The 22,951-nt window shown below is 69.1% G+C and carries 23 protein-coding genes; 6 read left to right on the top strand and 17 right to left on the bottom strand.

Annotated elements, in window-relative coordinates:
- Window positions 1-23: 23 nt before the first annotated feature.
- The gene (locus AC1DYN_RS21625) at window positions 24-1,166 is read right to left on the bottom strand and encodes an acyl-CoA dehydrogenase family protein (protein WP_477963173.1); all 1,143 of its coding nucleotides are present in this window, start codon (window positions 1,164-1,166) and stop codon (window positions 24-26) included.
- A gap of 10 nt (window positions 1,167-1,176) precedes the next feature.
- The gene (locus tag AC1DYN_RS21620) at window positions 1,177-2,358 is read right to left on the bottom strand and encodes an acyl-CoA dehydrogenase family protein (protein ID WP_477963172.1); all 1,182 of its coding nucleotides are present in this window, start codon (window positions 2,356-2,358) and stop codon (window positions 1,177-1,179) included.
- A gap of 101 nt (window positions 2,359-2,459) precedes the next feature.
- Between AC1DYN_RS21620 and AC1DYN_RS21615 the strand changes: the two genes are divergently transcribed.
- Window positions 2,460-3,689 (top strand): MFS transporter, encoded by a 1,230-nt coding sequence (locus tag AC1DYN_RS21615; RefSeq protein ID WP_477963171.1) that lies wholly within the window; start codon window positions 2,460-2,462, stop codon window positions 3,687-3,689.
- Here the strand turns inward: AC1DYN_RS21615 and AC1DYN_RS21610 are convergent.
- Window positions 3,631-4,278, bottom strand: coding sequence for a retropepsin-like aspartic protease family protein (locus AC1DYN_RS21610; RefSeq protein WP_477963170.1), 648 nt, complete (start codon window positions 4,276-4,278; stop codon window positions 3,631-3,633). The two genes, AC1DYN_RS21615 and AC1DYN_RS21610, sit on opposite strands and share 59 nt — an antisense overlap.
- Window positions 4,278-4,766 (bottom strand): YajQ family cyclic di-GMP-binding protein, encoded by a 489-nt coding sequence (locus tag AC1DYN_RS21605; RefSeq protein WP_477963169.1) that lies wholly within the window; start codon window positions 4,764-4,766, stop codon window positions 4,278-4,280. The genes AC1DYN_RS21610 and AC1DYN_RS21605 overlap by 1 nt, the downstream gene beginning before the upstream one ends.
- A gap of 38 nt (window positions 4,767-4,804) precedes the next feature.
- Between AC1DYN_RS21605 and murB the strand changes: the two genes are divergently transcribed.
- Window positions 4,805-5,821: a UDP-N-acetylmuramate dehydrogenase gene (gene murB, locus AC1DYN_RS21600; protein ID WP_477963168.1), complete on the top strand. Its 1,017-nt coding sequence runs from the start codon at window positions 4,805-4,807 to the stop codon at window positions 5,819-5,821.
- A 43-nt stretch (window positions 5,822-5,864) separates the two neighbouring features.
- On the opposite strand, the gene AC1DYN_RS21595 is transcribed toward murB, so the two are convergent.
- Together AC1DYN_RS21595 and AC1DYN_RS21590 are read right to left on the bottom strand one after the other, a co-directional pair.
- Window positions 5,865-8,129, bottom strand: a complete 2,265-nt coding sequence (locus tag AC1DYN_RS21595; RefSeq protein ID WP_477963167.1) for an ATP-binding protein — start codon at window positions 8,127-8,129, stop codon at window positions 5,865-5,867.
- Window positions 8,126-8,629, bottom strand: coding sequence for a putative pterin-binding protein (locus tag AC1DYN_RS21590; protein WP_477963166.1), 504 nt, complete (start codon window positions 8,627-8,629; stop codon window positions 8,126-8,128). The genes AC1DYN_RS21595 and AC1DYN_RS21590 overlap by 4 nt, the downstream gene beginning before the upstream one ends.
- Before the next feature lie 105 nt (window positions 8,630-8,734).
- Here AC1DYN_RS21590 and AC1DYN_RS21585 point away from each other — a divergent pair, with 105 nt between their 5' ends.
- On the top strand, window positions 8,735-9,526 hold the full coding sequence (locus AC1DYN_RS21585; protein WP_477963165.1) for a glycine-rich domain-containing protein: 792 nt from the start codon (window positions 8,735-8,737) through the stop codon (window positions 9,524-9,526).
- A gap of 38 nt (window positions 9,527-9,564) precedes the next feature.
- Here the strand turns inward: AC1DYN_RS21585 and ppnP are convergent, their stop codons facing one another.
- The gene (ppnP, locus tag AC1DYN_RS21580; RefSeq protein ID WP_477963164.1) at window positions 9,565-9,879 is read right to left on the bottom strand and encodes a pyrimidine/purine nucleoside phosphorylase; all 315 of its coding nucleotides are present in this window, start codon (window positions 9,877-9,879) and stop codon (window positions 9,565-9,567) included.
- A complete protein-coding gene (locus AC1DYN_RS21575; protein WP_477963163.1) occupies window positions 9,869-10,834 on the bottom strand; it encodes a leucine-rich repeat domain-containing protein in 966 nt (321 codons plus the stop codon). The genes ppnP and AC1DYN_RS21575 overlap by 11 nt, the downstream gene beginning before the upstream one ends.
- Before the next feature lie 191 nt (window positions 10,835-11,025).
- On the opposite strand from AC1DYN_RS21575, the gene AC1DYN_RS21570 reads away from it, so the two are divergent.
- Both AC1DYN_RS21570 and AC1DYN_RS21565 read left to right on the top strand, forming a co-directional pair.
- Entirely contained in the window at window positions 11,026-12,321 is a 1,296-nt protein-coding gene (locus AC1DYN_RS21570; protein ID WP_477963162.1) for a sensor domain-containing phosphodiesterase, read from the top strand.
- Window positions 12,318-14,033, top strand: a complete 1,716-nt coding sequence (locus AC1DYN_RS21565; RefSeq protein WP_477963161.1) for a serine/threonine protein kinase — start codon at window positions 12,318-12,320, stop codon at window positions 14,031-14,033. The genes AC1DYN_RS21570 and AC1DYN_RS21565 overlap by 4 nt, the downstream gene beginning before the upstream one ends.
- 6 nt (window positions 14,034-14,039) lie before the next feature.
- Here the strand turns inward: AC1DYN_RS21565 and AC1DYN_RS21560 are convergent, their stop codons facing one another.
- The 9 genes from AC1DYN_RS21560 to AC1DYN_RS21520 form a co-directional block, all read right to left on the bottom strand.
- Complete coding sequence (locus AC1DYN_RS21560) at window positions 14,040-14,708, bottom strand: DUF4276 family protein (protein ID WP_477963160.1); 669 nt, start codon at window positions 14,706-14,708, stop codon at window positions 14,040-14,042.
- Window positions 14,705-15,805 (bottom strand): AAA family ATPase, encoded by a 1,101-nt coding sequence (locus AC1DYN_RS21555; protein ID WP_477963184.1) that lies wholly within the window; start codon window positions 15,803-15,805, stop codon window positions 14,705-14,707. Before AC1DYN_RS21555 ends, AC1DYN_RS21560 begins: the two co-directional genes overlap by 4 nt.
- Before the next feature lie 100 nt (window positions 15,806-15,905).
- Window positions 15,906-16,661 (bottom strand): amino acid ABC transporter ATP-binding protein, encoded by a 756-nt coding sequence (locus AC1DYN_RS21550; RefSeq protein ID WP_477963159.1) that lies wholly within the window; start codon window positions 16,659-16,661, stop codon window positions 15,906-15,908.
- Complete coding sequence (locus tag AC1DYN_RS21545) at window positions 16,648-17,298, bottom strand: amino acid ABC transporter permease (protein ID WP_477963158.1); 651 nt, start codon at window positions 17,296-17,298, stop codon at window positions 16,648-16,650. The genes AC1DYN_RS21550 and AC1DYN_RS21545 overlap by 14 nt, the downstream gene beginning before the upstream one ends.
- A 72-nt stretch (window positions 17,299-17,370) precedes the next feature.
- Complete coding sequence (locus tag AC1DYN_RS21540; protein ID WP_477963157.1) at window positions 17,371-18,027, bottom strand: amino acid ABC transporter permease; 657 nt, start codon at window positions 18,025-18,027, stop codon at window positions 17,371-17,373.
- Window positions 18,028-18,044: 17 nt separating this feature from the next.
- On the bottom strand, window positions 18,045-18,842 hold the full coding sequence (locus AC1DYN_RS21535) for a transporter substrate-binding domain-containing protein (RefSeq protein WP_477963156.1): 798 nt from the start codon (window positions 18,840-18,842) through the stop codon (window positions 18,045-18,047).
- Window positions 18,843-18,844: 2 nt separating this feature from the next.
- Window positions 18,845-19,636, bottom strand: a complete 792-nt coding sequence (locus AC1DYN_RS21530) for a GntR family transcriptional regulator (RefSeq protein WP_477963155.1) — start codon at window positions 19,634-19,636, stop codon at window positions 18,845-18,847.
- 133 nt (window positions 19,637-19,769) lie between these two features.
- Window positions 19,770-20,321 carry a 3'-5' exonuclease gene (locus tag AC1DYN_RS21525; protein WP_477963154.1) on the bottom strand — a complete coding sequence of 184 codons (552 nt, stop codon included), beginning with the start codon at window positions 20,319-20,321 and terminating at the stop codon, window positions 19,770-19,772.
- Between the two features lie 78 nt (window positions 20,322-20,399).
- Window positions 20,400-20,972, bottom strand: coding sequence for a hypothetical protein (locus AC1DYN_RS21520; protein ID WP_477963153.1), 573 nt, complete (start codon window positions 20,970-20,972; stop codon window positions 20,400-20,402).
- 196 nt (window positions 20,973-21,168) lie between these two features.
- Here AC1DYN_RS21520 and AC1DYN_RS21515 point away from each other — a divergent pair, with 196 nt between their 5' ends.
- Complete coding sequence (locus AC1DYN_RS21515) at window positions 21,169-22,752, top strand: alkaline phosphatase D family protein (RefSeq protein ID WP_477963152.1); 1,584 nt, start codon at window positions 21,169-21,171, stop codon at window positions 22,750-22,752.
- Window positions 22,753-22,951: the final 199 nt, after the last annotated feature.

The following is a 22,951-nucleotide window of genomic DNA, read 5'->3' as shown; positions in this document are numbered from 1 at the left end:
TTATGCGACCCCGTTGCCGGCCTTCAGGCGAACACGCCCGCGGTGTCCTGCAGGCGCGCCGAGACCTCGCCGAGCTGGTGCAGCGTGTCGCCGAAGCTGAGCTCCATCACCGTCAGCCGCTTGAAGTAGTGGCCGGCGACGTACTCGTCGGTGACGCCGATGCCGCCGTGCAGCTGGATGCACTGCTGGCCGACGAAGCGCATCGACACGCCCAGCTGGTACTTGGCCTGGGCCAGCGCCATGCGCCGCGCATCGGCCGGCTCGTTCATCTTCAGGCTTGCGAAGTAGCTCATCGAACGCGCCAGCTCCAGCTGCATCTTGACGTCGGCGATGCGGTGGCGCAGCGCCTGGAAGCTGGCAATCGCGACACCGAACTGCTTGCGCGTGTTCATGTACTCGATGGTCACCGCCACCAGCTGGTCCATCGCGCCGACCGCCTCGGCGCACAGCGCCGCGATGCCGATGTCGACCGCATGCTCCAGTGCCGCCAGGCCGGCGCCGGCCGGCACCAGCAGCGTGGCCGGCGTGTCGGCCAGCGAAAGCTCGGCGGCGCGGGCGCCGTCGGCGGTGCCGTAGCCGCGCGCCTTGACGCCGGCGGCCTTGCGTTCGACCAGGAACAGTGCAATGCCTGCCGGATCGTCGGCCGCGCCCGACACGCGCGCCGGCACGATGAAAGCATCGGCCTGGTCGCCGGCCGGCACGAGGCTCTTGGCACCGCTCAGCGTCCAGGCGGTGCCGGAGCCCTTGGCCGCCGTCTCGACGTGGGCCAGCCGGTAGCGCGCGCCGCGCTCCTGGTGCGCCAGCACCACCAGCGCGTCGCCGGCCGCGATCTTCTGCAGCCAGCCGTCGATCGCCGGCTGCGGCGCGCAGGCCGACAGCACGCCGCCGGCGATCAGCGCGCCCTGGGCGTACGGTTCGAGCACCAGGCCGCGGCCCAGCTCTTCCATCACCACCATCGCGTCGACCGGGCCGAAGCCCATGCCACCCTGCGCCTCGGGCACGAACAGCCCGGCCAGGCCCAGGTCGGCGATCTCGCGCCAGGCTTCGCGCGAGTACCCGCCGGCCTGCACGATGCGCTTGCGGCGCTCGGCGTCGTAGCCCTTGGCCACCCATTTGCGCACCGAGTCGCGCAGCATCTCTTGATCGTCGGAGAAATCGAAGTCCATGTGGTGATCCTCAGCTGCCCAAGACCGTCTGCGCGACGATGTTGCGTTGCACCTCGTTGCTGCCGCCGTAGATGGTGGTCTTGCGCACGTTGAAGTAGGTGGCGGCCAGCGGCGCGCAGTACGCGGCGCCGACGTGGTCGCCCTGCCAGCCGGCCTCCATCGCGTCGTGGATGAAGGGCACGCTGTAGGGGCCCGCGGCCAGCATCAGCAGCTCGGTCAGGCGTTGCTGGATCTCGCTGCCGCGGATCTTCAGCAGGCCGGCGACGTCGAGCGACTGCTTGCCCGACTTCTCGCCGCTCAGCACGCGCAGCACCATCATCTCGAGCGCGACGATGTCGACCTCGAGCTTCGCGATCTCGTCGCGGAAGCGGACGTCGTCGTACACCTTCTCGGCCTTCGCGATGCGCTTGAGCCGTTCCAGCTCGCGCTTCGAGCGGTTCACGTCGGCGATGTTGGTGCGCTCGTGCGCCAGCAGGTACTTGGCATAGGTCCAGCCCTTGTTCTCCTCGCCCACCAGGTTGTCGGCCGGCACCTCGACGTTGTCGAACCAGACCTCGTTGACCTCGTGCTCGCCGTCCATCGTGATGATCGGGCGCACCGTGATGCCGGGGCTCTTCATGTCGATCAGCAGGAAGCTGATGCCGGTCTGCGGCTTGCCGTCGCTGCTGGTGCGCACCAGGCAGAAGATCCAGTCGCCGTACTGGCCCAGCGTGGTCCAGGTCTTCTGGCCGTTGACGACGTAGTAGTCGCCGCGGCGCTCGGCACGGCATTTCAGCGACGCGAGGTCGGAGCCCGAGCCCGGCTCGCTGTAGCCCTGGCTCCACCACACCTCGCCGCTCATGATGCCGGGCAGGTGGCGCCTTTGCTGCTCGGGCGAACCGAAGGCCATGATCACCGGCGCCACCATCACCGGCCCGAAGGGCACCACGCGCGGCGCACCGGCCAGCGCGCATTCCTCCTCGAACAGGTGGCGCTGCACCGCGTTCCAGCCCGGCCCGCCGAACTGCTTCGGCCAGGCCCAGCCATGCCAGCCCTGCTTGCCGAGGATCTTCGCCCAGCGCTGCAGATCGTCCTTGGACAGCCGCAGCGCGTTGTGCACCTTGTGGCTGATGTCCTTCGGCAGGTTCTCGGCCACCCAGCCGCGGATCTGCTCGCGAAAGGCCTGCTCCTCGGGCGTGAAGTTCAAATCCATCGTCGTGTCTCCTGTCGGGCGCGTCTCTCGCCGCGTTTTAGCACGGTCGTGCGTTTGTTGCGTGTCCCAGCGGCGACAAGGCTGGTACCGATAATCCCGCGGTGCCCTCCTACCGTTCGACCGTCGCCTCGCTGGCCGTCGGCCAGCTGATCAGCTGGGCGGCGCTGTACTACGCATTCTCGTCCTTCGTGCTGCCGATGCAGCGCGCGCTGGGGTGGAGCAAACCCGTGTTGATGGGGGCTTTCACGCTTGGCCTGGCGGTGTGGGGCGCGARCAGCTATGCGGCCGGGGCCGCGATCGACCGCGGCCACGGGCGTGGCGTGCTCACCGGCGGTGCGCTGCTGGCCGGGGCGGGTTTCCTGCTGTGGTCGCAGGTGGAACAGCCGGCCACGCTGTATGGGGCCTGGGCGCTGCTGGGTGCGGCGATGGCGATGACGCTGTACGAGCCGGCCTTCAACGTGTTGACCAAGCGCTTTCCGCTGCGCTTTCGCGACGGCATCACGACGCTGACGCTGGTGGGCGGCTTCGCGAGCACGCTGTCGTTCCCGGCCGTGGCCTGGCTGGTGGGGGCCTGGGGCTGGCGTGCCGCGCTGGCGGCGATCGCCGGCGTGCTGCTGCTGGGCGTGGCGCCGCTGCACGCCTGGGCGCTGCGCGGTGCCGACCCGCGGCCCGTATCGCGCAGCGGCCATGACGTGGCCGATGACGCGACGCTGCACGAGGCCTTGCGGCATCGCTCGTTCTGGCTGCTGACGGGCACCTTCACGCTCTACTCGTTTGCGGCGGCGGCGTTGTGGGCGCACATGATGCCGATCTTCGCGTCGAAGGGGCGCAGCGAGGTGCAGGCGCTGGCGGTGCTCACCTGGATCGGCCCGGCGCAGGTGGCGGGTCGCTTCGTGTTCCTGGCCTTCGGCCGCTGGGTGACGCCGCGCCGGCTCGGCCTGGTGGTGCTGGGCGGCCTGCCGCTGTCGTTCGCGATCTTCGCGCTGGCCGACGGGCTGGCGGCGCTGATCGCCTTCGCCGTGCTGTTCGGCGTGGCCAACGGCCTGGTGACCATCGTGCGCGGCAACCTGGTGCCGGAGTACTTCGGCCGCGAGCACGTGGGTCGCATCGGCGGCGCGATGTCGGCGATCGCGCTGCTGTCGCGCGCGGCGGCGCCGGTGCTGACGGCGTGGCTGCTGCTGGCGCTGCCGGGCTACCGCGAGATGCTGCTGGTGCTGGCGTTGCTTGGTGTCGCGGCCTTGTTCAGCTTCGCCTTCGCCCGGCCGCCCGAACTCAGGGCTTCTTCTCCAGCGTCATCGTGTCGTTCTCCCGCTTCATCTGGAAGCGGGTGAGGAAGCTGTTGCCCAGCAGCACCTGGTTCATCGAGGTCGGCAGCACCAGCGCGTCGACGTTGAACACCTGCACGTCGCCGATGCGCACCGAGTTGAGCGTCAGGCGCCAGGCCTGCACCGCGCCGTTGGCGGTGTTGGCCGTGCCGCGCACGCCGTCGCGGTATTTGAGGCCGATGCTGTCGGCCTCGGACTGGCTGATGACGACGCTGGTGGCGCCGGTGTCGACGACGAACACCACCGCGCGGCCGTTGATCGCGCCCTGCGTGAAGAAGTGCCCGCCGGGCCCGGCGGGCAGCACGATGCGCGTGCCGCCGCCTTCGGACGGTGCCCCCGCGAGGTTGACCTGCACGCCGCCCAGGCGCAGCTGCATGCGCTGGCCTTCCACCTCGACCACGGCCTCGCCGCCGGACAGGCTGACCAGCCTGACGCCCTGCACCGTGGCGCCAACGGCCACCGTGCGCGGAGAGCCGTTGATCATCAGCAGGGCCTTGTCGCCCAGGCTGCCGCTCAGCGAGACGTTCTGCGCCAGTGCGCTGCCCGTCGACAGCGCGCCGGCCAGCAGGCCGGCCGCCACGAGGAGGCGGCGCATCAGTCGCGGAAGTTGTTGAAGGTGAGCGGGGCGTCGGGCACGTCCTTGCGGATCAGTGCCATCGCGGCCTGCAGGTCGTCGCGCTTGGCGCCGGTGACGCGCACCGAATCGCCCTGGATCGCGGCCTGCACCTTCATCTTGCTCTGCTTGATGAGGTTCTGGATCTTCTTGGCGGTGTCGCTGTCGATGCCGCTCTTCACGGTGATCGGCTGCTTCACCTTGTCGCCGCCGATCTTCTCGATCTTGGCGCTGCGGTCGAGGAAGCGGATGTCGACGCTGCGCTTGGTGAGCTTGGCCAGCAGGATGTCCATCACCTGGCCGATCTGGAAGTCGCTGTCGGCGTAGACCGTCAGTTCCTTCTCTTTCAGCTCGACCCGGGCGGACGAGCCCTTGAAGTCGAAACGGGTGCCGATTTCCTTGGCGGTCTGGTCTACGGCATTGCGAACTTCGACGAGGTTGGGGTCGAGTACGGCATCGAAGCTGGGCATGGTCGGTAATTCCTCGCTGGATCAGCGAAAATTCTGCCATGCAAATCGAGTCGGGCGTGAGCCTGAAACCCTACAACAGCTTCGGGCTGCCCGCGGTCGCGCACACACTGGTGCGCGTGGCGAGCGACGCCGACGTGCGCCGCGTGGTCGACCACCCCACGCTGGGCCGGGTGCCCAAATTCGTGCTGGGCGGGGGCAGCAACATCATTCTCACGCGCGACATGCCCCAGGTGGTGCTGAAGGTCGAGGTGCGCGGCATGACGCTGCTGCGCGAGACCGAGCGGGCCTGGATCGTCGAGGCCGGTGCCGGCGAGAACTGGCACGAATTCGTCGAATGGACGCTGGCGCAGGGCTGGCCGGGCCTGGAGAACATGGCGCTGATCCCGGGCACGGTGGGGGCGTCGCCGGTGCAGAACATCGGTGCCTACGGCATCGAGCTGAAGGACCGCTTCGAGTCGCTGGATGCCGTCGACCTGGTCACCGGCCGCAGCGTGACGCTGAACAGCAGCATCTGCGCCTTCGGCTACCGCGACAGCGTGTTCAAGCATTCGCTGGCCAACCGCAGCGTGATCACGCGGGTGCGGTTCCGCCTGCCCAAGCCGTGGCAGCCGGTGCTGGGCTACCTGGAGCTCGAGCGCAAGAGGGCCGAGACCGGCATCACCGCGCCGACGCCGCGCCAGGTGTTCGACTGGGTGTGCGCGATCCGCCGCGCCAAGCTGCCCGACCCGGCCCAGGTGGGCAATGCCGGCAGCTTCTTCAAGAACCCGGTGGTGACGCCGGAGCAATGCCGCGACATCATCGGGCGCGACCCGGAGATCGTGCACTACCCGATGCCCGACGGCAGCGTGAAGCTGGCCGCCGGCTGGATGATCGATGCCTGCGGCTGGAAGGGCAAGAGCATCGGCCGCGCCGGGGTGTACGAGAAGCAGGCGCTGGTGCTGGTGAACCGCGGCGGGGCGATCGGCTCCGAGGTGGTCACGCTGGCGCGGGCGATCCAGGAGAGCGTGTACGGGCGCTTCGGGATACGGCTGGAGCCGGAGCCGGTGGTGGTGTAGCGATCGCGCGTGGGGGTGGGCCTGCGTTTCGGCGGGGCGGCTTTCAGGAATTCGACGCGCCGCCGGGTCCCAGCAACCCCAGCTTCGCGCACAGGTCGCGCGTGATCCCCATGCTGCGGTCCAGCTCGTCCAGCAGCGGCTCGATCGGCGCCTTCGTGCCGTCGACCGCCGCGTCCTGCAGCCGCGCCGCGCTGTCGGCCACGCTGCGCAGCCCCAGGCTCAGCGCCGCGCCCTTCAGCGCATGCGCCTGGCTGCGCACGCTCGCGTGGTCATGCCGGCCATGGGTCTGGCGCAGCGCCTGCAAGGTGCCGCCGTGCAGGCTGAAGAAGCGCGCCAGCAGCTCGGCGTACTTGGCCGGCGACAGCGCGACGCTGACGTTGTCGACCGTCGCCTGGTCGAGCGGCGAGGGCTCGGCCGGCACCACCGGCGCCGGCGCCGCGGTGAAGACCGGCGTCGCGTGCCGCCCGTAGCGCCCCAGCACCTCGCGCAGCTGCGGCAGGTGGGCCGGCTTGGTCAGGAAGCCGTTCATGCCGGCTTGGCGGGCCCGCTCCTGCGATTCCTGGAATGCGTCGGCCGTCAGCGCGATGATCGGCACCTCGCCCTGCGGCGCCGGCATCGCGCGGATCGCCCGCGCCGCAGCAAAGCCGTCCATCATCGGCATGTGCAGGTCCATCAGCACCACGTCGAAGGCCTCGCCCTGCATCGCGCGCACCGCCTGCTCTCCGTTCTCGCTGAACACCGCGCGGTGCCCCAGCTTGTCGAGCACCGCCTCGAGGTAGGCGCGGTTCACCGGGTGGTCCTCGGCCACCAGCACCCGCAGCGCCTGCATCGGCGCCGCCTCGGCCGGCGTGCCGTCGGCCGTGACGCCGGGCGCCGCCACCGCCGGCAGCGGCAGCGTCACGACGAAGCGGCTGCCCACGCCGGGTTCGCTGGCCACGGTGATGTCGCCGCCCATCAGCCGCGCCAGGCTGCGCGAGATCTCCAGGCCCAGGCCGGCGCCGCCGTGGCGCCGCGACGTGGTGTCGTCGCCCTGCGAGAAACGCTGGAACAGCCGCGCCAGCATCGCCGCGTCCATGCCGATGCCGGTGTCCACCACCGAGAACAGCAGCGCGCCGTCGCTGCGCCGCGTCGCCGCCAGGCTCACCATGCCGGCGTTGGAGAACTTCACCGCGTTGCTCAGCAGGTTGAACAGGATCTGCTTCAGCCGCGTCGCATCGGCATGCACCCATTGCGGCACGTCGGGCGCGATGCTGACCTGCAGCTGCAGGCCCTTGGCGTGCGCCTGCACGCGCATCAGCGCATCCACCTGGCCCAGCAGCTCGACCAGGTCGAGCGGGCGCGGCGCCACCTGCAGGTTGCCGGATTCGAGCTTCGAGATGTCGAGGATGTCGTTCAGGATCGCCAGCAGGTGGTTGGCCGAATCCTTGGCCGTGAGCAGGAAGCCGGCCTGCTGGCCGGTCAGCGGCGTGTCCTGCAGCAGCGACATCATGCCCAGCATGCCGTGGAAGGGCGTGCGGATCTCGTGGCTCATGTTGGCCAGGAACACGCTCTTCGCGCGGCTCGCCGATTCGGCCTGGCTGCGCGCCACCGCCAGGTTGTCGGCCAGCGCCTGCAGCCGCTCGCCGCGCTCGGACACCACGCGCAGCTGCCGCAGCACGATGAAGGCGAAGGCCAGCAGCAGCACGCACTGGAACAGCGTCAGCCCGAGGCTCAGCTGCGACTGCGTGCGCACCGCCGCGTTGCGCTTGGACACCCGCTCGTACAGCAGGTGCGAGGCGCCGAGCGACAGGTCGTGCAGCGGCACGCTCAGCGCGTCCAGCCGCACCAGCAGGATGCGCAGCGCGTTGGCGTCCAGCACCGCCACCGGTTTCTCGCCCAGGTAGCGGTCGGCCTCGGCGACGAAGGCGCGCACCTGCTGCATCGCCTGCGTGTAGACGCTGTGGTCGGGCATGATGCGCGCCGCGCGCTCGTGATCGACCAGGCTGATGCGGCTGACGAAGATGTCGTAGCGGTTCTGCAGCGCATCGGTGGCGGCGGCCTGCGATTCGGTCAGCGTCACGTGCATCTGGTTGCGCAGGCGCAGTTGCTCGGCCTCGAGCTGGAAGAAGCTCCAGCCCAGCGCGTCGTTCTGGTAGTGCACGCTGCTGTCGAGCAGGTCGTACTGGCGCCACTGCACGTAGGCCGCGGCCAGCAATGCCAGCACCAGCGAGGCGCCCAGCAGCACCAGCCAGAGCCGGCGCGGCCGGCTGGCTGCGGCCGCGGCAGCCGGGGCGGTCGGGGCGACCGTCGTCGGCAGGCTCGCGCTCATCGGATCTCGATCTGCCGCAACTGCCAGACCGCGCGGCTGTAGTGAACCGCGGTGCGCAGTTCGGGTTGGTCGTCGAAGGGGTAGATGATGATCAGCGGGCCCTTGTCGCGCACCGTCATCGGCTTGTCGTCGAGCAGCCAGGCCACCATCACGTCGCTGGCCGCGGCGTCTTCCACCGGGATGTCGACGCGGTAGTCGTTCAGTGCCACCGCGCGCGCCACCGTGCCCTGGGCGCCGGCGGCGGCCAGCAGGTCGCGCAGGCGCACCCCGGTGAACTTGCGCGGCTTGCTGTACCAGGGGGTGCGGGTCGAGAAGCTCAGCTGCGGCAGCTTCTCCAGCGCCGGCATGTCGAAGACCAGGCCCTCGGGCAGGTTGCGGTTCTGCACGCTGCCGGACAGCGTCAGCACCGGCTTGCCCTGCGGCGGCTCGGCAGCCCCGGCCGCCCGGGCGTGCGGCGCCGCCAGCAGCCCGGCCAGCGCCCATGCGGCGGCGGCACACACGGCTCGCCTGCGTCCACCCTCTTGTCCCGATCGTCCCATCTGACGATTTTGGCATTGGTTTGCACGTTGTGAGCCATCGTGACACGCCGGCATACTGCGCGGCACATGAACCTGAACCCTGTTTCGATGTGGCGGCTGCTGCTGGCAGGCCTGGCGCTGGTGCTGTGGTGGCGCTTCTTCACGCAGCGCGGCGCGGGCCTGGCGGTCACGGTGGGCGGCACGCTGCTGCTGTGGGGGCTGTACCGGGCGCTGGCCGCCTGGCAGTTGCGCTCGGGGCTGCGGGTGATCCGCGAACAGCCGTTCCCGCCCTTCTTGCGCGGCAAGATGCGCAGCCTCTATCCGGAGCTGGACGACAAGGCGCTGCACGATGTGGAGGGCGGGCTGCGCCAGTTCTTCATGGCCTGCGCCCGCTCGAAGGGCCGTTTCGTCGCGATGCCGTCGCGCGTCGTCGATGCGCTGTGGCACGAGTTCATCCTGCACACCCGCGGTTACGACGCGTTCTGCCGGCGCGCCTTCGGCCGCATGCTGCACCACACGCCGGCGCAGGCGCTGGGCACGCCGACCGACAGCCAGGCGCGCAAGGACGGGTTGCGCCGGGCCTGGTTCTGGAGCTGCAAGGAAGAGGGCATCGACCCGCTGAAGGCGGCGCGGCTGCCGCTGCTGTTCGCACTGGATGCCGCGCTGGCCGTGCCCGGCGGCTACCGCTACGTGCCCGACTGCAACCTGCTCGGTGCCGACCGCGGCGGCACGCACTGCGCGACGGATTTCAGCTGCGGCTCGTCGTGCGGCTCGGGCAGCGACGACGGCAGCAGCGCCGATGCCGGTGGCAGTGGCGACGGGGGAGGGGACGGCGGCGGGGATGGCGGCGGCGGCTGCGGTGGGGGTGGCGGGGACTGACCCGCCCGGCCGGTCAGCCGGCCGGTCAGCCCGACCGGTCAGCCGAAATGGCAGACGTAGTGCATCGTGTCGCTGACCTCGATGTCGAAGGCCGACTGGCCCGGCACCGAGAAGGACTGGCCGGCGCCATACGACTGCCATTCGTCGCTGCCCGCGAGTCGGATGCGGCAGCCTCCGGCGACGACGTCCATCACCTCGGGCGCGCCGGTCGTGAAGCGCAGCGTCGACGGCAGGATCACGCCGACGCTCTTCTTGCTGCCGTCGGGCAGCTCGATGCCGTGGGACACGCACTTGCCGTCGAAGTAGACATTGGCGCGGGTGCTGATGAGGGCGGAGATCTTGTCAGAGGGCATGGGGGAATCCGTATTCGGGGGGGCCTTGGAACGCCTCGAGTTTATCGGCGGCGTCTTCCAGCGTGGCGTCCGCCCCCAAGCCCGGCACCACGCCTGGTGCGCGTTCGTTCAACTCAAGCATTTCGCTGGGGAACAGGCAAGCGCGATGCTTCTGGAAGAACTCCGCGGCATTTTGCCGTGCCTCGGGCGTGACGTTCTGGGCGAGGGCTTGCTGCGGCGAGGGATGCTGCCGCACAAATGTAGCCAGCGAATCGAGAAGAGGTGCTTCCAGTTCGGGGCTTGGTGTGCTGCCGGACTCGAACACAAGCTCGGTCGTGCTGGATTGATTCCGCAGGCCCCACTTCTGGGCTTTGGACAGGTTCGTGACCAGGGTCAGGTATTTCAGCGTGTTCGCTTTCAGAAGGCGTTTGATTGCCGCGCAGGACTTTGTGGACGGCGTGTTGGTGACCAGTCGCAGGTGTGTCAGCGATGAGGAACTGTTTTCCTTTGCAAATCTTGCCAGCCGTGCCCGGACCGTTCGCCCCTCGGGTGCGTGCACGGTCAATGTCTCGAGCACCGGATGGCGGCACAGCACGGCCTGCAGGCGAAGTACTGACTGTGCGCCGTTGAATGGAGGATGAAGCGCGAGGTGGCGCAGGGTTCGGTTGCTGCTCAAGGCGTCGATCAACTTGTTGACGAGGGCTTTGAAGCCCTTGAGCTCGCCCAGAATCAAGCTGTGGATGCTGGTGTTTTCGCCCAAGGCATTGAAGATGAGCGTGGCGCCGAAGGTGGAGATCGTGCAGTTCTTGAGGGTGAGTGAGCGTAGAGCCGACGTCGTCTTCAGCGCTTCCTGAAGTTGCAGCGCTTCATCATTCGCAAACCCCTTCCCTTCGAGGTGGGCGGTCTCGAGCTTGTTTCCTTTGATGTCGCGAGCGAGGTTCCACTCGCTCTTCGCGCTGCAATTGGCAGGCGGCATGGAGGGTAGTGGCCGATATTGGCTGACCTGGAGTGGGAGAGACCTTTTCATCTCATCCTCGGCAACGAAGGATTCTCTGTGGTCGCCCGCCTGCCCCGGGTTCCATCCCGCGACACCGTTGAATATGCCCGCCATTCACCCCCCAGCATCCCTTGTGGCATCCCACGGGCCGGCGGTCTAATCCTTGCTTCATGACCGACCGTGCCTGCGAAGCCGCCTTCCCGACCCTGTGCGACACGGTGCGCCGCGACGGCGATGCCTGGGTGTCCGAGGTCGGCGGCCTGACGCTGCACAGCCACTTCCAGCCGATCTACAGCCTGTCGCACGGCCGGCCGGTGGGCCACGAGGCGCTGCTGCGCGCGGTCGATGCGCAGCGCATGCCGCTGGCGCCGGCGCACGCGCTGCGCGGCGACGGCACGCTGGCCGACGTGCTGCTGCGCGACCGCGCCGCGCGCCTGGTCCACATGCTCAACTTCGCCGAGCAGGCCGGCCCTGCGCACTGGCTGTTCTGCAACATGCACCCGCAGGTGTTCCTGCAGGGGCCGCGCCTCGATGCCGATGGCTTCCAGGCCGCGCTGATGGCCCACAGCGGCCTCGCGCCGCACCGGCTGGTGGTCGAGGTGCTCGAGGACGCCGTCTCCGACGAGGACGATTTCGACGCCGCCGTGGCGCTGGCGCGCCAGCGCGGCTGCCTGCTGGCGCTGGACGACTTCGGCGCCGGCCACTCCAACTTCGACCGCGTCTGGCGCATCCAGCCCGACATCGTCAAGCTCGACCGCAGCCTGGTCGCGCGTGCCGCGCACGACCGCCGCGCACGCCGTGTCGTCACGCAGATGACCTCGCTGCTGCACCAGTGCGGCGCGCTGGTGCTCATGGAGGGCGTGGAGACGCAGGACGAGGCCTTCGTCGCGCTCGAGGCCGATGCCGATTTCGTGCAGGGCTTCCTGTTCGCGAAGCCGCAGGCCCGCATGGTGTCCGGCCAGCACACGCCGCCGGCACTCGTCAACCTGTGGGACGCATTCGAGGCGCGCTGGATGGACGAGCACCAGGCGCAGCGCGAGCACATCGCGCCGTACACCAACGCGATCGGCTATGCGTCGGCGCTGCTGTCGGCCGGCCGCTCGATGCAGGAGGCGCTGGCCTCGTTCCTCGCGCTGCCCGGTGCCGAGGTGGCCTACCTGCTGGGGGCCGACGCCCGGCAGATCGGCGTCAACCACTGGGCCGCGAGCCGGCCGCTGCGCGAGCAGCCGGCTTTCGAGCCGATGCGCAACACGCACGGCGCGCGCTGGGCACGCAGGCCCTACTACCGCCGCGCGATCGAGGCGCTCGGGCGGGTGCAGGTGACGCGGCCCTACCGCACGCTGCACGGCGCGCACCTGTGCGTGACGGTGTCGGTGGCGTTCCGGGTCGGCGACGAGCTCAACGTGATCTGCGGCGACGTCGGCTGGACCGACCACGCACGCCCCCCGGGTAAACTGCCCCGATGAGCAATCCGACCCCCGGCGCCGGCCTCCAGGACGACCAGGATGCGCTGCCGCCCGGCAGCCGCCTCGGCGAGTTCGAGATCCTGAGGGTGCTGGGCGTCGGTGGCTTCGGCATCGTCTACCTCGCGATGGACCACGCGCTCGAGCGCCAGGTCGCGATCAAGGAATACATGCCGGCCTCGATGGCCGCGCGCGGCGAGGGCGCGCTGGTGTCGCTGCGCTCGCAGGCGCACGTCGAGACCTTCGGCATCGGCCTGCGCTCCTTCGTCAACGAGGCCAAGCTGCTGGCCCGCTTCGACCACCCGTCGCTGGTCAAGGTCTACCGCTTCTGGGAGGCCAACGGCACCGCCTACATGGTGATGCCGTACTACGTCGGCCGCACGCTGAAGGAAGAACGCAAGGCGCTGTCCGGCGTGCCCAGCGATGCCTGGATCCGCGGCGTGATCGACCCGCTGCTCGGCGCGCTGGAGGTGTTGCACGGAGAAGACGTGTTCCACCGCGACATTGCGCCCGACAACATCCTGCTGCTGCCGTCGGGCCTGCCGGTGCTGCTCGACTTCGGCGCGGCGCGGCGCGTGATCGGCGACCGCACGCAGACGCTGACGGCGATCCTGAAGCCCAACTACGCCCCGATCGAGCAGTACGCCGACGTCGGCCAGTTGCGCCAGGGCCCGTGGACCGACCTGTACGCGCTGGGCGCGGTGCTGCATTTCGTGATCACCGGCCGCCCGCCGGTGCCGTCGGCCGCGCGTGCGGTGCACGACGATGCGAAGCCGCTGGCCCAGCTCGACGAGGTGCAGCGCGGCACCATCGGCCAGCCGCTGCTGCGCAGCATCGACTGGGCGCTGGCGGTGCGCCCGAGCCACCGGCCGCAGAGCGTCGCGCAGTTCCGTGATGCGCTCGAGGGCCGCATCGTGCCGCCCGAGCGCCCGGTGGCCGACGGCGAGGCGACGCAGCCGGTGTCGCGCGAGCAGGTGCAGGCGGCCTGGTCGCCGACGCAACCGATCGATGGCCAGCCGACGGTGTTCCAGCCGACGGCCGCGCTGACGCAACCGGCCCCGCCGCCGAGCGCGAAGGAGCACCGGGCCGCGGCCGCGGCGACCGTGGTGATGCCCCCGCCGGCCGCAGCGCGGCCGCAGGTTGCCGCGCCGGTGGCGAACGTTCCGCCGAAGCGGCGGGTCGGGCTGGTGGTCGGCTTGGTCGCGGCGCTGCTGGTCGTGGCCGCGGCAGGGTTCGCGCTGAAGGGTCGGGGCCCGGGTGAGGCGGCATCGACCGCTGCCGCGGCGTCTGCGGCGGCGCCGGTGCCGCCCAGTCCGGCGCCCGAGGCGGCACCAGCACCCGCACCCGAACCGGCCGTGGCTGCTGTCCCGGTCGAGCCTCCCGCGTCGCAGGCACCCGCGGCGGTGGCCGAAGCCAAGCCGGCCGTTGCACCGAAGCCTCGTCCCGATCCGAAGCCTGCCGCGACCTCAGCGACGCCCGCGCCGGCTGCCGCCGTGCCGCCGGTGGCCGCGGCACCGGCTGCACCTGCGGAGGCCAAGCCTGCAGCGGGTCCGGCGACGCCGGGGGAAGCCTGTGGCGCCCGCAAGTTCCTCGCACGGCTGAACTGCATCCTGCGCGAGTGCGAGACCAACCCGGCGTTCCACGATCACCCGCATTGCGTGCGGGCGAGGGCGATCGAGGATGAGCGCAAGCGCAAGGAGACGATGGGCGGCTGAGGGGCCTCAATCCGCCGGGTTGGCGGCGAGTGCGTCCAGGCGGTTCAACCAGGCGTGAAAATGGGGGCATGACTGCCTGAGTGCATCGAGCCCGATGCTGGCGGCGATCAGCGGTCCGTGAAGCGTCTTCTTGTATGACGGCATCGTGTTCAGGATGCGCTTCGACGGTGCGGTTTGCGCACTGTCATTGATGTCCTCCGGCGTGTCGTGCTGGTCCGCTGCAACTTGCAACTGCTGGACGACTGCCTGTGAGTCCGTCCAGTCGGCGAAGCGGGCCGGCTGCGTGAACAGCAGCGCTTCGAATTCATGCACAGCCAAGTGGGGTACGAAGTTGGCTTCGGCGACATCGTCGGCCCAGCGGGCTTCAATGAACTGGGCTTTCTGTGACCCTCGTCCCTGGGTCGGGTAGGCGGCATCCAACTTGCCAGGAAAGTCGGACGGCAGGGCGTACAGGTCGATCAGCGTGGTCACGATGGCCCCGTGGTCTTGCCGGCACAGGCGAATGATCTGCGGCCGGACCTGCGCATAACGCGTCACGCCGCCCTTGTGATCCCGACTGGTGCGCAGGACGATGGGTGTGATGCAGGCGCCGAGTTGCTGGTAGTGCGGGGCCAGCAGGTCCCGCACGAAGGTCTCTTCGGTCTGCCCCTCCGCCAGCACGTAGAAGCGCTTCACCTGGCAGGCCTTCCACCCAGGAGGTTCTTGGTCCAGAGCTCGCCCAGGCTGTAGTCCGTCAGCCATTCGCCGAGGGCCTTGATGTCCAGTCGCTTGAAGGTCGAAGCGCCGGCATGCTTGTCGACGATGACCAGATCCTCCGCATCGAACTCGTTCACCAGGTCGACCGACTGTGTCGAGATGATGAGCTGGTGTTGCTGCGTGACCGACATCATCATGGCGCCCAGCACCGAGATCGCATAGGGATGCAGTCCCAGTTCCGGCTCGTCGATCAGGATCGACGAGGGCATGAACTCTTCCGGTTGCTGAAGCACGGTAGCCAGGCAGATGAAGCGCAAGGTGCCGTCAGACAAGGCGCTGGCATTGAACGGGGTGTCCTGACCGGCCTCCGTCCATTCCAACTGGATTTTCTCGGCGTTGCCGACGGTGGGGCGCAAGTGAAAGTCGCCGAAGGAAGGTGCGACCAACTGGATGGACTTGACGATGCGCGCGTAGTGCGCCGGATGATGCTGTTGAAGCCGATAGAGGAAGGCTGCAAGGTTGCGTGCATCCTCGCGCAGGTACTGGTTGTCGTTGATCGAGTGGATTTGCTTGACCAGGGCGCTCGCACTGGTGTCATGAAAATGGTGAACACGCCAACTGCGCATTGCAGTTACCACAGCATCCTGGATCGACTCTTGCTCCGCCTGCTCGGCAAAGTGGGTTTCGAAATGCCCCGTGTGCGGATGCCGCTCGCCACGGAAATTCCACCAGAGCACCTCGCGGGAAAACATCATCCTGTTGTCCAGGGTGGGACGCAGGTCGAACTTGTAGCCGTGGGCACTGCCAAAGTAGAGCTCGGCATGCATCTCCGCGGTGGTCTTGCGGCCGAAGTGCAGCAGTGCATCCGGCCCGCCGGCCGCACCAACGGTGACCTGCAACTGCTTGTCGAGGATCCGACTGATCAATCGGAAGAAGCCGATGAAGTTCGACTTGCCGGCCCCATTGGCCCCGATGAGCACGTTCAGTCGGCCCAGGTCGATGTCGCATTCGGCGATCGACTTGTAGCCGTTCAGGACCAGCCGCGACAGCTGTTTCGGCTCAAGAACCGGCTTGATCACGGCATCGCTCCAGATCGGGAAGGCATGGACTCATCGGTCCGATTCTCCCCGTTTTCGGGCCTGGCGCGGACGCCGCCCGGTGCCGGCGAGCGACGGCTCAGTGCAGCGCCGACAGGAACTGCTTCAGCTCCGCCGTCTGCGGCGCCCCGAAGACCTGCTCCGGCGGCCCCATCTCGTGGATGCGTCCGGCGTGCATGAACACCACGCGGTCCGCCACCTTGCGGGCGAAGTTCATCTCGTGCGTGACCATCAGCAGCGTCATGCCTTCCTCGGCCAGCGTCTCGACGACGCGCAGCACCTCGCCGACCAGCTCGGGGTCGAGTGCCGACGTGATCTCGTCGCACAGCAGCACCGCCGGCTCCATCGCCAGCGCCCGCGCGATCGCGACGCGCTGCTGCTGGCCGCCCGACAGCTGCTCGGGTTGCGCATCGAACTTCTCGGCCAGCCCGACGCGCGCCAGCAGCTTGCGCGCCTGCTCGGTGCAATCGGGGTTCGCCTTCTTCTTCACCAKCGTCGGCGCGAGCATCACGTTGCGCCCGACGCTCAGGTGCGGGAACAGGTTGAAGCCCTGGAAGATCATGCCCACGCGCTGGCGCAGCGCACGCATCGCCGCGGCATTGCCGTGCAGCAGCGGCTGGCCGTCGACCGCCAGCGCGCCTTCATGGAATTCCTCCAGCCCGTTGACGCAGCGCAGCAGCGTGCTCTTGCCCGAGCCGCTCTTGCCGATGATGGCGATCACCTCGCCGCGCGTCACCGACAGATCGATGCCCTTGAGCACCTCGTTGGTTCCGAAGCGCTTGCGCAGCCCGGTGATCTCGACGATGCCGGGTACGGCGGTTTCAGCGATGGCCATGAAGCTTTCTCTCCAGCGAACGGGCCCACAGGGACACCGGGAAACACAGTGCGAAGTACAGCAGCGCGACGCAGGCGAACACGGTGAAGGGCTTGAAGGTCGCGTTGGCGATCGTCGAGCCGGTCTTGGTGAGTTCGCTGAAGCCGATCACCGACGCGAGCGCCGTGCCCTTGATGATCTGCACAGCGAAGCCCACCGTCGGCGGCACCGCCACCTTCAGCGCCTGCGGGCCGATCACGTGGCGCAGCTGCTCGCCCAGGTTCAGTGCCAGCGCGCTGGAGGCTTCCCATTGGCCCTTCGGCACCGCGTTGACGCAGCCGCGCCAGATCTCGGTGAAGAAGGCGCTGCTGTACAGCGTCAGGGCGATCGCGGCGGCGGTCCAGTTCGACAGCGACAGGCCCAGGCCCGACAGCCCGAAGAACAGGAAGAACAGCTGCATCAGCAGCGGCGTGCCCTGGAACAGCTGCACATAGCCGGCGACGAAGCGCTCGGCACCGGGCAGCCTGGCGAGCCGCGCCACCAGCAGCGCGAGGCCGACGATCGCCCCGCCGATGAAGGCGACGAGCGACAGCGCAACCGTCCAGCGCAAGGCCAGCAGCAGGTTGCGCAAGATTTCCCAGAGCGTGAACTCAACCATCGTGTCAGTCTCGTAGCCCGGATGCCAATCCGGGGTGTCCTGCGAAGCCGCGATCCCGGATTGGCATCCGGGCTACCCGAAGATGAAGCGAGAGCCGAGCCAGTTCAGCAGCCGGCGCAGCGCGATCGACAGCAGCAGGTAGATCAGCGTGCCGACGATGAAGGCCTCGAAGGCGCGGAAGTTGCGGCCCTGGATCAGGTTGACCGCGTGCGACAGCTCGGCCGTCGCGATCTGCCCGCACACCGCCGAGCCCAGCATCACGATGACGATCTGGCTCACCATCGCCGGCCACACGCGCTTGAGCGCCGGCGGCAGCACGACGCGCGTGAACACCTGCAGCTCGGTCAGCGCCAGGCTGCGCGCCGCCTCGATCTGCCCGCGCGGCGTCGTCGCGATGCCGGCGCGCGCGATCTCGGCCGCATACGCACCCAGGTTGATCATCATCGCCAGCACCGACGCGGCCTCGGGCGACAGCTTCACGCCCAGGCTGGGCAGGCCGAAGAACAGGAAGAACAGCTGGACGATGAAGGGCGTGTTGCGGATCAGCTCGACATAGGCCCCGGCCACCCAGCGCAGCCAGGCGGGCCCGTGCAGCCGGGCCCAGGCGCAGGCGATGCCGAGCGCGAGGCCGAACACCGCCGACACGCCCGTCAGCGCGAGCGTGACGCCCACGCCCTTGGCCAGCAGCGGCCATTCGGCGAGGACGGCGGGAAAGTCGAGGCTGATCATGAAAGCCGCTCAGCCGGTCACTGGGGCAGGTCGCCGGCGGGGCGGCCGAGCCACTTCACCGCCATCTTGTCGAGCTCGCCGCTCTTCTTCGCGTCGGCGATGATCTCGTTGACCTTGGCGCGCAGCTTGTCCTCGCCCTTGGCCACGCCGATGAAGTTCGGCGAATCCTTCAAGAGCAGCTTGAACTCGGTGCCCAGCTGCGGGTTCTTCGCCATCATCGCGCCGGCCACCGAGGCGCCGGTGGCGATCAGCTGCGTCTGCCCGGAGACATAGGCCGAGACGGTGACGTTGTTGTCCTCGAAGCGCTTCACGTCCAGGCCGGCCGGCGCGATCTTGCCGAGCTCCTGGTCTTCCATCGCGCCGCGCGTGACGCCGATGCTCTTGCCGGCCAGGTCGGCCGGCGTCTTGACGGCCAGCGTCTTCGGGCCGAACACCGCCTGGAAGAACGGCGAATAGGCGGCGGTGAAGTCGATCACCTTCTCGCGGTCCGGGTTCTTTCCCAGCGTCGAGATCACCAGGTCGGCCTTCTTCGTCTGCAGGTAGGGGATGCGGTTGGCGCTGGTCACCGGCACCAGCTCGACCTTCACACCCAGCTTCGCGGCGATCAGCGTGGCCATGTCGACGTCCAGGCCCTGCGGCTTCAGGTCGGTGCTGACGAAGCCGTAAGGCGGGTAGTCGGTCGGGATCGCGATCGTGATCAGCTTCTTCGCCAGCACCTCGTCGAGGGCGGCCTGCGCCTGCGCGGCCTGGCCTGCGAACAACAAGGGTGCAGCGGCCAGCAGGCCGAAGGCTTTCAGGAAAGTGCGGTGGCGCATCGTCAGTACTCCGGGGTGGACGGGGAAGAAACCAGGGGCGTGAAGAGCCGCTTGCGCGGCTTGGCGGGGCTTGTATGCAAGGGTTGTGCCTTGCCGGACGTCAGGGAAGCCGACGCGAGCGGCGACAGCGCGGCGCGCAGCGAGGCCAGCGGGTCGCTGCCCAGGCTCGGGTCGAGGTGGGCGGCAACGCTGTCGATGTGGCGGCGCATCAGCTCGCTGGCGGCGGCACTGTCGCCGCGCGCCAGCGCCGCGACGATCTCGGCATGCTCGGCGCACGACTGTGCCGCCTCGTGGTTCGACTGGTAGAGCACCGCGATCAGCGTGGTGCGCGCGGTCAGGTCGCGCAGGATCTCGGCCAGCGTGCCGTTGCCGGCGCATTCGGCCAGGCAGACGTGGAAGTCGCCGAGCAGGAAGCTGCGCTCGCCCGGGTCGGCGGCGGCCACCGCGGCCTGCTCCTGCGCCAGGTGCTGCTGCAGCCGTTGCAGCGCGACGCCTTCGAGCGGGGCCTGCAGCGACTGCAGCAGGCCGGTCTCGATCAGCCGGCGCGCGGCAAAGGCCTCGCGCGCGTCGTCGGGCGAGGGCTGCACGACGAACCAGCCGCGCCGCGAGTTGACCTCGACCATGCCGCGTGCCGCCAGCCGGGCCAGGGCCTCGCGCACGATGGTGCGGCTGACGCCGAACAGGTCGGCCAGCGGCTGCTCGCCGAGCCGGGCGCCGGGCGCCAGCTTGCGCGCCAGGATGGCGTCGACGATGCGGTCGGCAATGTGTTGGGGCTTGTTGCGGATGGCAGGCACCAGCGTGAGGCATGGATCGGTTGCATACAAGCCGGCTCACCAAAATGAGGCGTGGAGGCCTGCAGCGCTCACCCGGGTGGGGTGCGGCGGGGTTGTATGCAAGCGCCGGGCCTGGATATCCGGGCGTCGGACCTCAGCGGGGGGCTGGCTCGCGCAGCCGGCGCACGGTCATCTGCAGCAGGCGCGCATCCGCGCTCGCCCGGTGCCGCGTCAGCCCCAGCTCGTTGCTGACGGCCTGCTTGGTGGCGTACCAGTCGCGCGCCTCGGCTTCGGACAGCAGCGAGCGCAGGTTGTCGAGCCGGAAGCTCGGCACCAGCCCGGCTTCCTCGTACAGCGCACCCAGCCAGGGGTAGTCGTGGGCCCAGCCGTCGCTGTACAGCGTGCGGCCGTGCAATTGGTCGTTCAGCCATTGCGCCACGTCGCCCACCGGCCGCCCGTGCGCCAGCAGCGTGTCGCGCTGGATGTGGTGCACCGCCTCGGCCGCCGAATCCCAGTGCGTCCAGTGGCCGGCCGGCTGGATCAGGCTGCAGAAGCTGGACCCGTCTGGCAGCACGTAGCCGACCTCGATCGGGTAGCTGTCGCGGCCGAAGCCCGAGGCCTCGATGTCGAGGATGGCCGGCGCGCCCTGCGCCGACGGCCGCGGGGCGGCAGCTTCGGGTGGGGTGGCGGGGTTGGCGATGGCCATGCGGCAGCTTAGGCAATGGGCGCGCCAGCCGATCTGCGGAGAAGCCCGGGGATGCGCCACCTTTCCGCGGCCGGCGCATCAGGTCGGGCGGGCTGCGGCGACATCCCGCAGGTGGGTCGCCACGATGTGCGCCGTCAGCAGGGCCAGTCCCACCATCAGCAGGTGCAGCAGCAGCCAGTTGAAGGTCAGGAACGCCACCAGGTCCGGGATGGAGTGGAGCGGAACGTGCCGGCTGAAACCGCCGAACAGGATCTCGCCGATCGCCACGGTGCCGCCCACTGCCAGGCCCATGGCCAGCAGGCGGGCGGTCCAGCGCTTGTGCCGCAGCCGTGCCATGGCCACCGGCTGCAGGCCCTCGAGCAGGCCGGCCTTGGCGGCCAGATCGTGGAGTCCCAGCACCTGCACCGGCAACAGCACGTGCGACAGCAGCCAGAACAGCAGCAAGGCGCCCATGTGGTGGCTGCTCAGGTTGACGCCGCCGACCAGGATCGCCAGCGCCGGCGTGCCCACCAGCTTGTGCAGCGAGGTCGTCACGCAGTTGAAGCCGATCGCGACCAGCAGGCCCAGCATCGGCAGCAAGGTCCAGCGGCTCGTGAGGTGGGTGTAGCCCAGGTCGACCGCGGCGCGGTGCCAGGTGTCTGTGTCAGTCATGTGTGTTCCCTGCGACGTGGTCGGCCCCTGCCAGTCTTGCGGTACAGAGTAGGGGAACATTCGCGCGCTGCGCTGTCTTTGGCCATACAAGCTGCGCATACCGGCTTCTGGGATTTCGATGGCTCGACCGGTTCATGAAGCTGCCACACGCCCCCTGCAGACTGCGCGTTTTCAGCTTTTTTCCGGGATGTACCGCATGGACCGTCGGATCTTCTTGTCAAACGCCTTGGCGCTCACCGGTGCGGGGGCGCTGCCCGGCCTCTCGTCGGCCCAGCAGGCGCCGGCCGCCATCACGCGCGATGCGATGCGCCCGCAATTCCCGTCCGGCATCCAGTCGGGCGATGCGCGGGCCGACAGCGCGATCGTCTGGACGCGCAGCGACCGTCCGGCGCGCATGTGGGTCGAGTGGTCGTCGACCGCCAGTTTCGCGAACGTGAATCGCGTGCGCGGCCCGCACCTGCTGGAGGATTCGGATTTCACCGGGCGCCTCGACCTGACCGGCCTGCCGGCCGGGCAGGAGGTGTTCTACCGGGTGGTGCTGCAGGACCTGCACAACGAGCGCGTGCTGTCCGAGCCGATGCCGGGCCACCTGCGGCTGCCGGCCGCATCGACAGGCCGGGCGCTGCGCAACGTGCGCTTCGCGTGGAGCGGCGACACGGCCGGCCAGGGCTTCGGCATCAACGAGGCCTGGGGCGGCATGAAGATCTACGAGCAGATCCGCCGCGTCAACCCCGACTTCTTCCTGCACAGCGGCGACACCATCTATGCCGACGGCCCGATCGCGGCGCAGCTCAAGCTGCCCGACGGTTCGACCTGGAACAACGTCGTCACCGAAGAGGTCAGCAAGGTGGCCGAGACGCTCAACGAGTACCGCGGCCGCTACCGCTACAACCTGCTCGACGCCAACATCCGCCGGCTGTCGGCCGAGGTGCCGCAGATCTGGCAGTGGGACGACCACGAGGTCAGCAACAACTGGTCGGACTCGAAGGACGTGTCGGGCGACGCGCGCTACACCGAGAAGAACGTGCCGCTGCTGGTGGCGCGCGCGAGCCGCGCCTTCCTCGAGTACGCGCCGCTGCGCCGCGGCCCCGATGCCGAGAGCGAGCGCGTGTACCGCCACCTGCCGCAAGGGCCGCTGCTCGACGTGTTCGTCGTCGACATGCGCAGCTACCGCGGTGCCAACGGTCCGAACCTGCAGACCGAGGAGACGCCTGACAGCGCCTTCATGGGCCGTCCGCAGATCGCATGGCTGCTGGAGGGGTTGAAGCGCTCGAAGGCGACCTGGAAGGTGATCGCCGCCGACATGCCGATCGGCGTGCAGGTGCCCGACGGCAAGGATGCGCAGGGGCGCGACAAATGGGAGGCGATCGCCAACGGCGACGATGGCGTGCCGCTCGGGCGCGAGCTGGAGATCGCGCGGCTGCTGCGCGAGATCAAGCGGGCGAACATCAAGAACATCGTCTGGCTGACGGCCGACGTGCACTACACGGCGGCCAATTTCTACGACCCGCGCAAGGCGAAGTTCAGCGACTTCCTGCCGTTCTGGGAATTCATTTCGGGGCCGCTGAACGCCGGCAGTTTCGGGCCGAACAAGCCCGACGCCACCTTCGGCGTGCAGGTGGTCTACGAGAAGGCGCCGCCGTCGCAGAACGTCGCGCCGAGCGAGGGCTACCAGTTCTTCGGCCAGGTCGACATCGACGCGAAGACCAAGGCCTTCACGGTGAACCTGAAGGACCTGACCGGGGCCACGCTGTACACGAAGACGCTGCCGGCCGCCTGAGCTTGCGCGCGCAAAGGCGCGGGCGGGCAGGCTGGGGCGCGTCGACTGCCCTGCGCTGCCTGCTTTCAAGGCCCGTCGCCGAAACTCCCGCCGCTCGCTTCGCTCGCTGTGGTCAAACAGTCGGCGACAGTCAGATCACGATCGCGCTTCGCGCGGGGCCTTGAAAGCAGTCAGCTCCGGCGCCCCACCCTGATTGGCG

It is taken from the genome of Rhizobacter sp. P2_D12 (assembly GCF_056404395.1).
Note: the sequence above shows the minus strand (reverse complement) of the source record. Positions and strands in the feature narration are given on the sequence as shown.

Excerpts from the sequence above, each read along its gene's own strand:
- murB (WP_477963168.1), top strand. The coding sequence starts at position 4,805 with ATGCAAATCGAGTCGGGCGTGAGCCTGAAACCCTACAACAGCTTCGGG.
- ppnP (WP_477963164.1), bottom strand. The coding sequence starts at position 9,879 with ATGCCCTCTGACAAGATCTCCGCCCTCATCAGCACCCGCGCCAATGTC.
- AC1DYN_RS21595 (WP_477963167.1), bottom strand. The coding sequence starts at position 8,129 with ATGAGCGCGAGCCTGCCGACGACGGTCGCCCCGACCGCCCCGGCTGCC.
- AC1DYN_RS21575 (WP_477963163.1), bottom strand. The coding sequence starts at position 10,834 with ATGCCGCCTGCCAATTGCAGCGCGAAGAGCGAGTGGAACCTCGCTCGC.
- AC1DYN_RS21570 (WP_477963162.1), top strand. The coding sequence starts at position 11,026 with ATGACCGACCGTGCCTGCGAAGCCGCCTTCCCGACCCTGTGCGACACG.
- AC1DYN_RS21535 (WP_477963156.1), bottom strand. The coding sequence starts at position 18,842 with ATGCGCCACCGCACTTTCCTGAAAGCCTTCGGCCTGCTGGCCGCTGCA.
- AC1DYN_RS21520 (WP_477963153.1), bottom strand. The coding sequence starts at position 20,972 with ATGACTGACACAGACACCTGGCACCGCGCCGCGGTCGACCTGGGCTAC.
- AC1DYN_RS21525 (WP_477963154.1), bottom strand. The coding sequence starts at position 20,321 with ATGGCCATCGCCAACCCCGCCACCCCACCCGAAGCTGCCGCCCCGCGG.
- AC1DYN_RS21625 (WP_477963173.1), bottom strand. The coding sequence starts at position 1,166 with ATGGACTTCGATTTCTCCGACGATCAAGAGATGCTGCGCGACTCGGTG.
- AC1DYN_RS21515 (WP_477963152.1), top strand. The coding sequence starts at position 21,169 with ATGGACCGTCGGATCTTCTTGTCAAACGCCTTGGCGCTCACCGGTGCG.
- AC1DYN_RS21540 (WP_477963157.1), bottom strand. The coding sequence starts at position 18,027 with ATGATCAGCCTCGACTTTCCCGCCGTCCTCGCCGAATGGCCGCTGCTG.
- AC1DYN_RS21585 (WP_477963165.1), top strand. The coding sequence starts at position 8,735 with ATGAACCTGAACCCTGTTTCGATGTGGCGGCTGCTGCTGGCAGGCCTG.
- AC1DYN_RS21565 (WP_477963161.1), top strand. The coding sequence starts at position 12,318 with ATGAGCAATCCGACCCCCGGCGCCGGCCTCCAGGACGACCAGGATGCG.
- AC1DYN_RS21620 (WP_477963172.1), bottom strand. The coding sequence starts at position 2,358 with ATGGATTTGAACTTCACGCCCGAGGAGCAGGCCTTTCGCGAGCAGATC.
- AC1DYN_RS21545 (WP_477963158.1), bottom strand. The coding sequence starts at position 17,298 with ATGGTTGAGTTCACGCTCTGGGAAATCTTGCGCAACCTGCTGCTGGCC.
- AC1DYN_RS21605 (WP_477963169.1), bottom strand. The coding sequence starts at position 4,766 with ATGCCCAGCTTCGATGCCGTACTCGACCCCAACCTCGTCGAAGTTCGC.
- AC1DYN_RS21610 (WP_477963170.1), bottom strand. The coding sequence starts at position 4,278 with ATGCGCCGCCTCCTCGTGGCGGCCGGCCTGCTGGCCGGCGCGCTGTCG.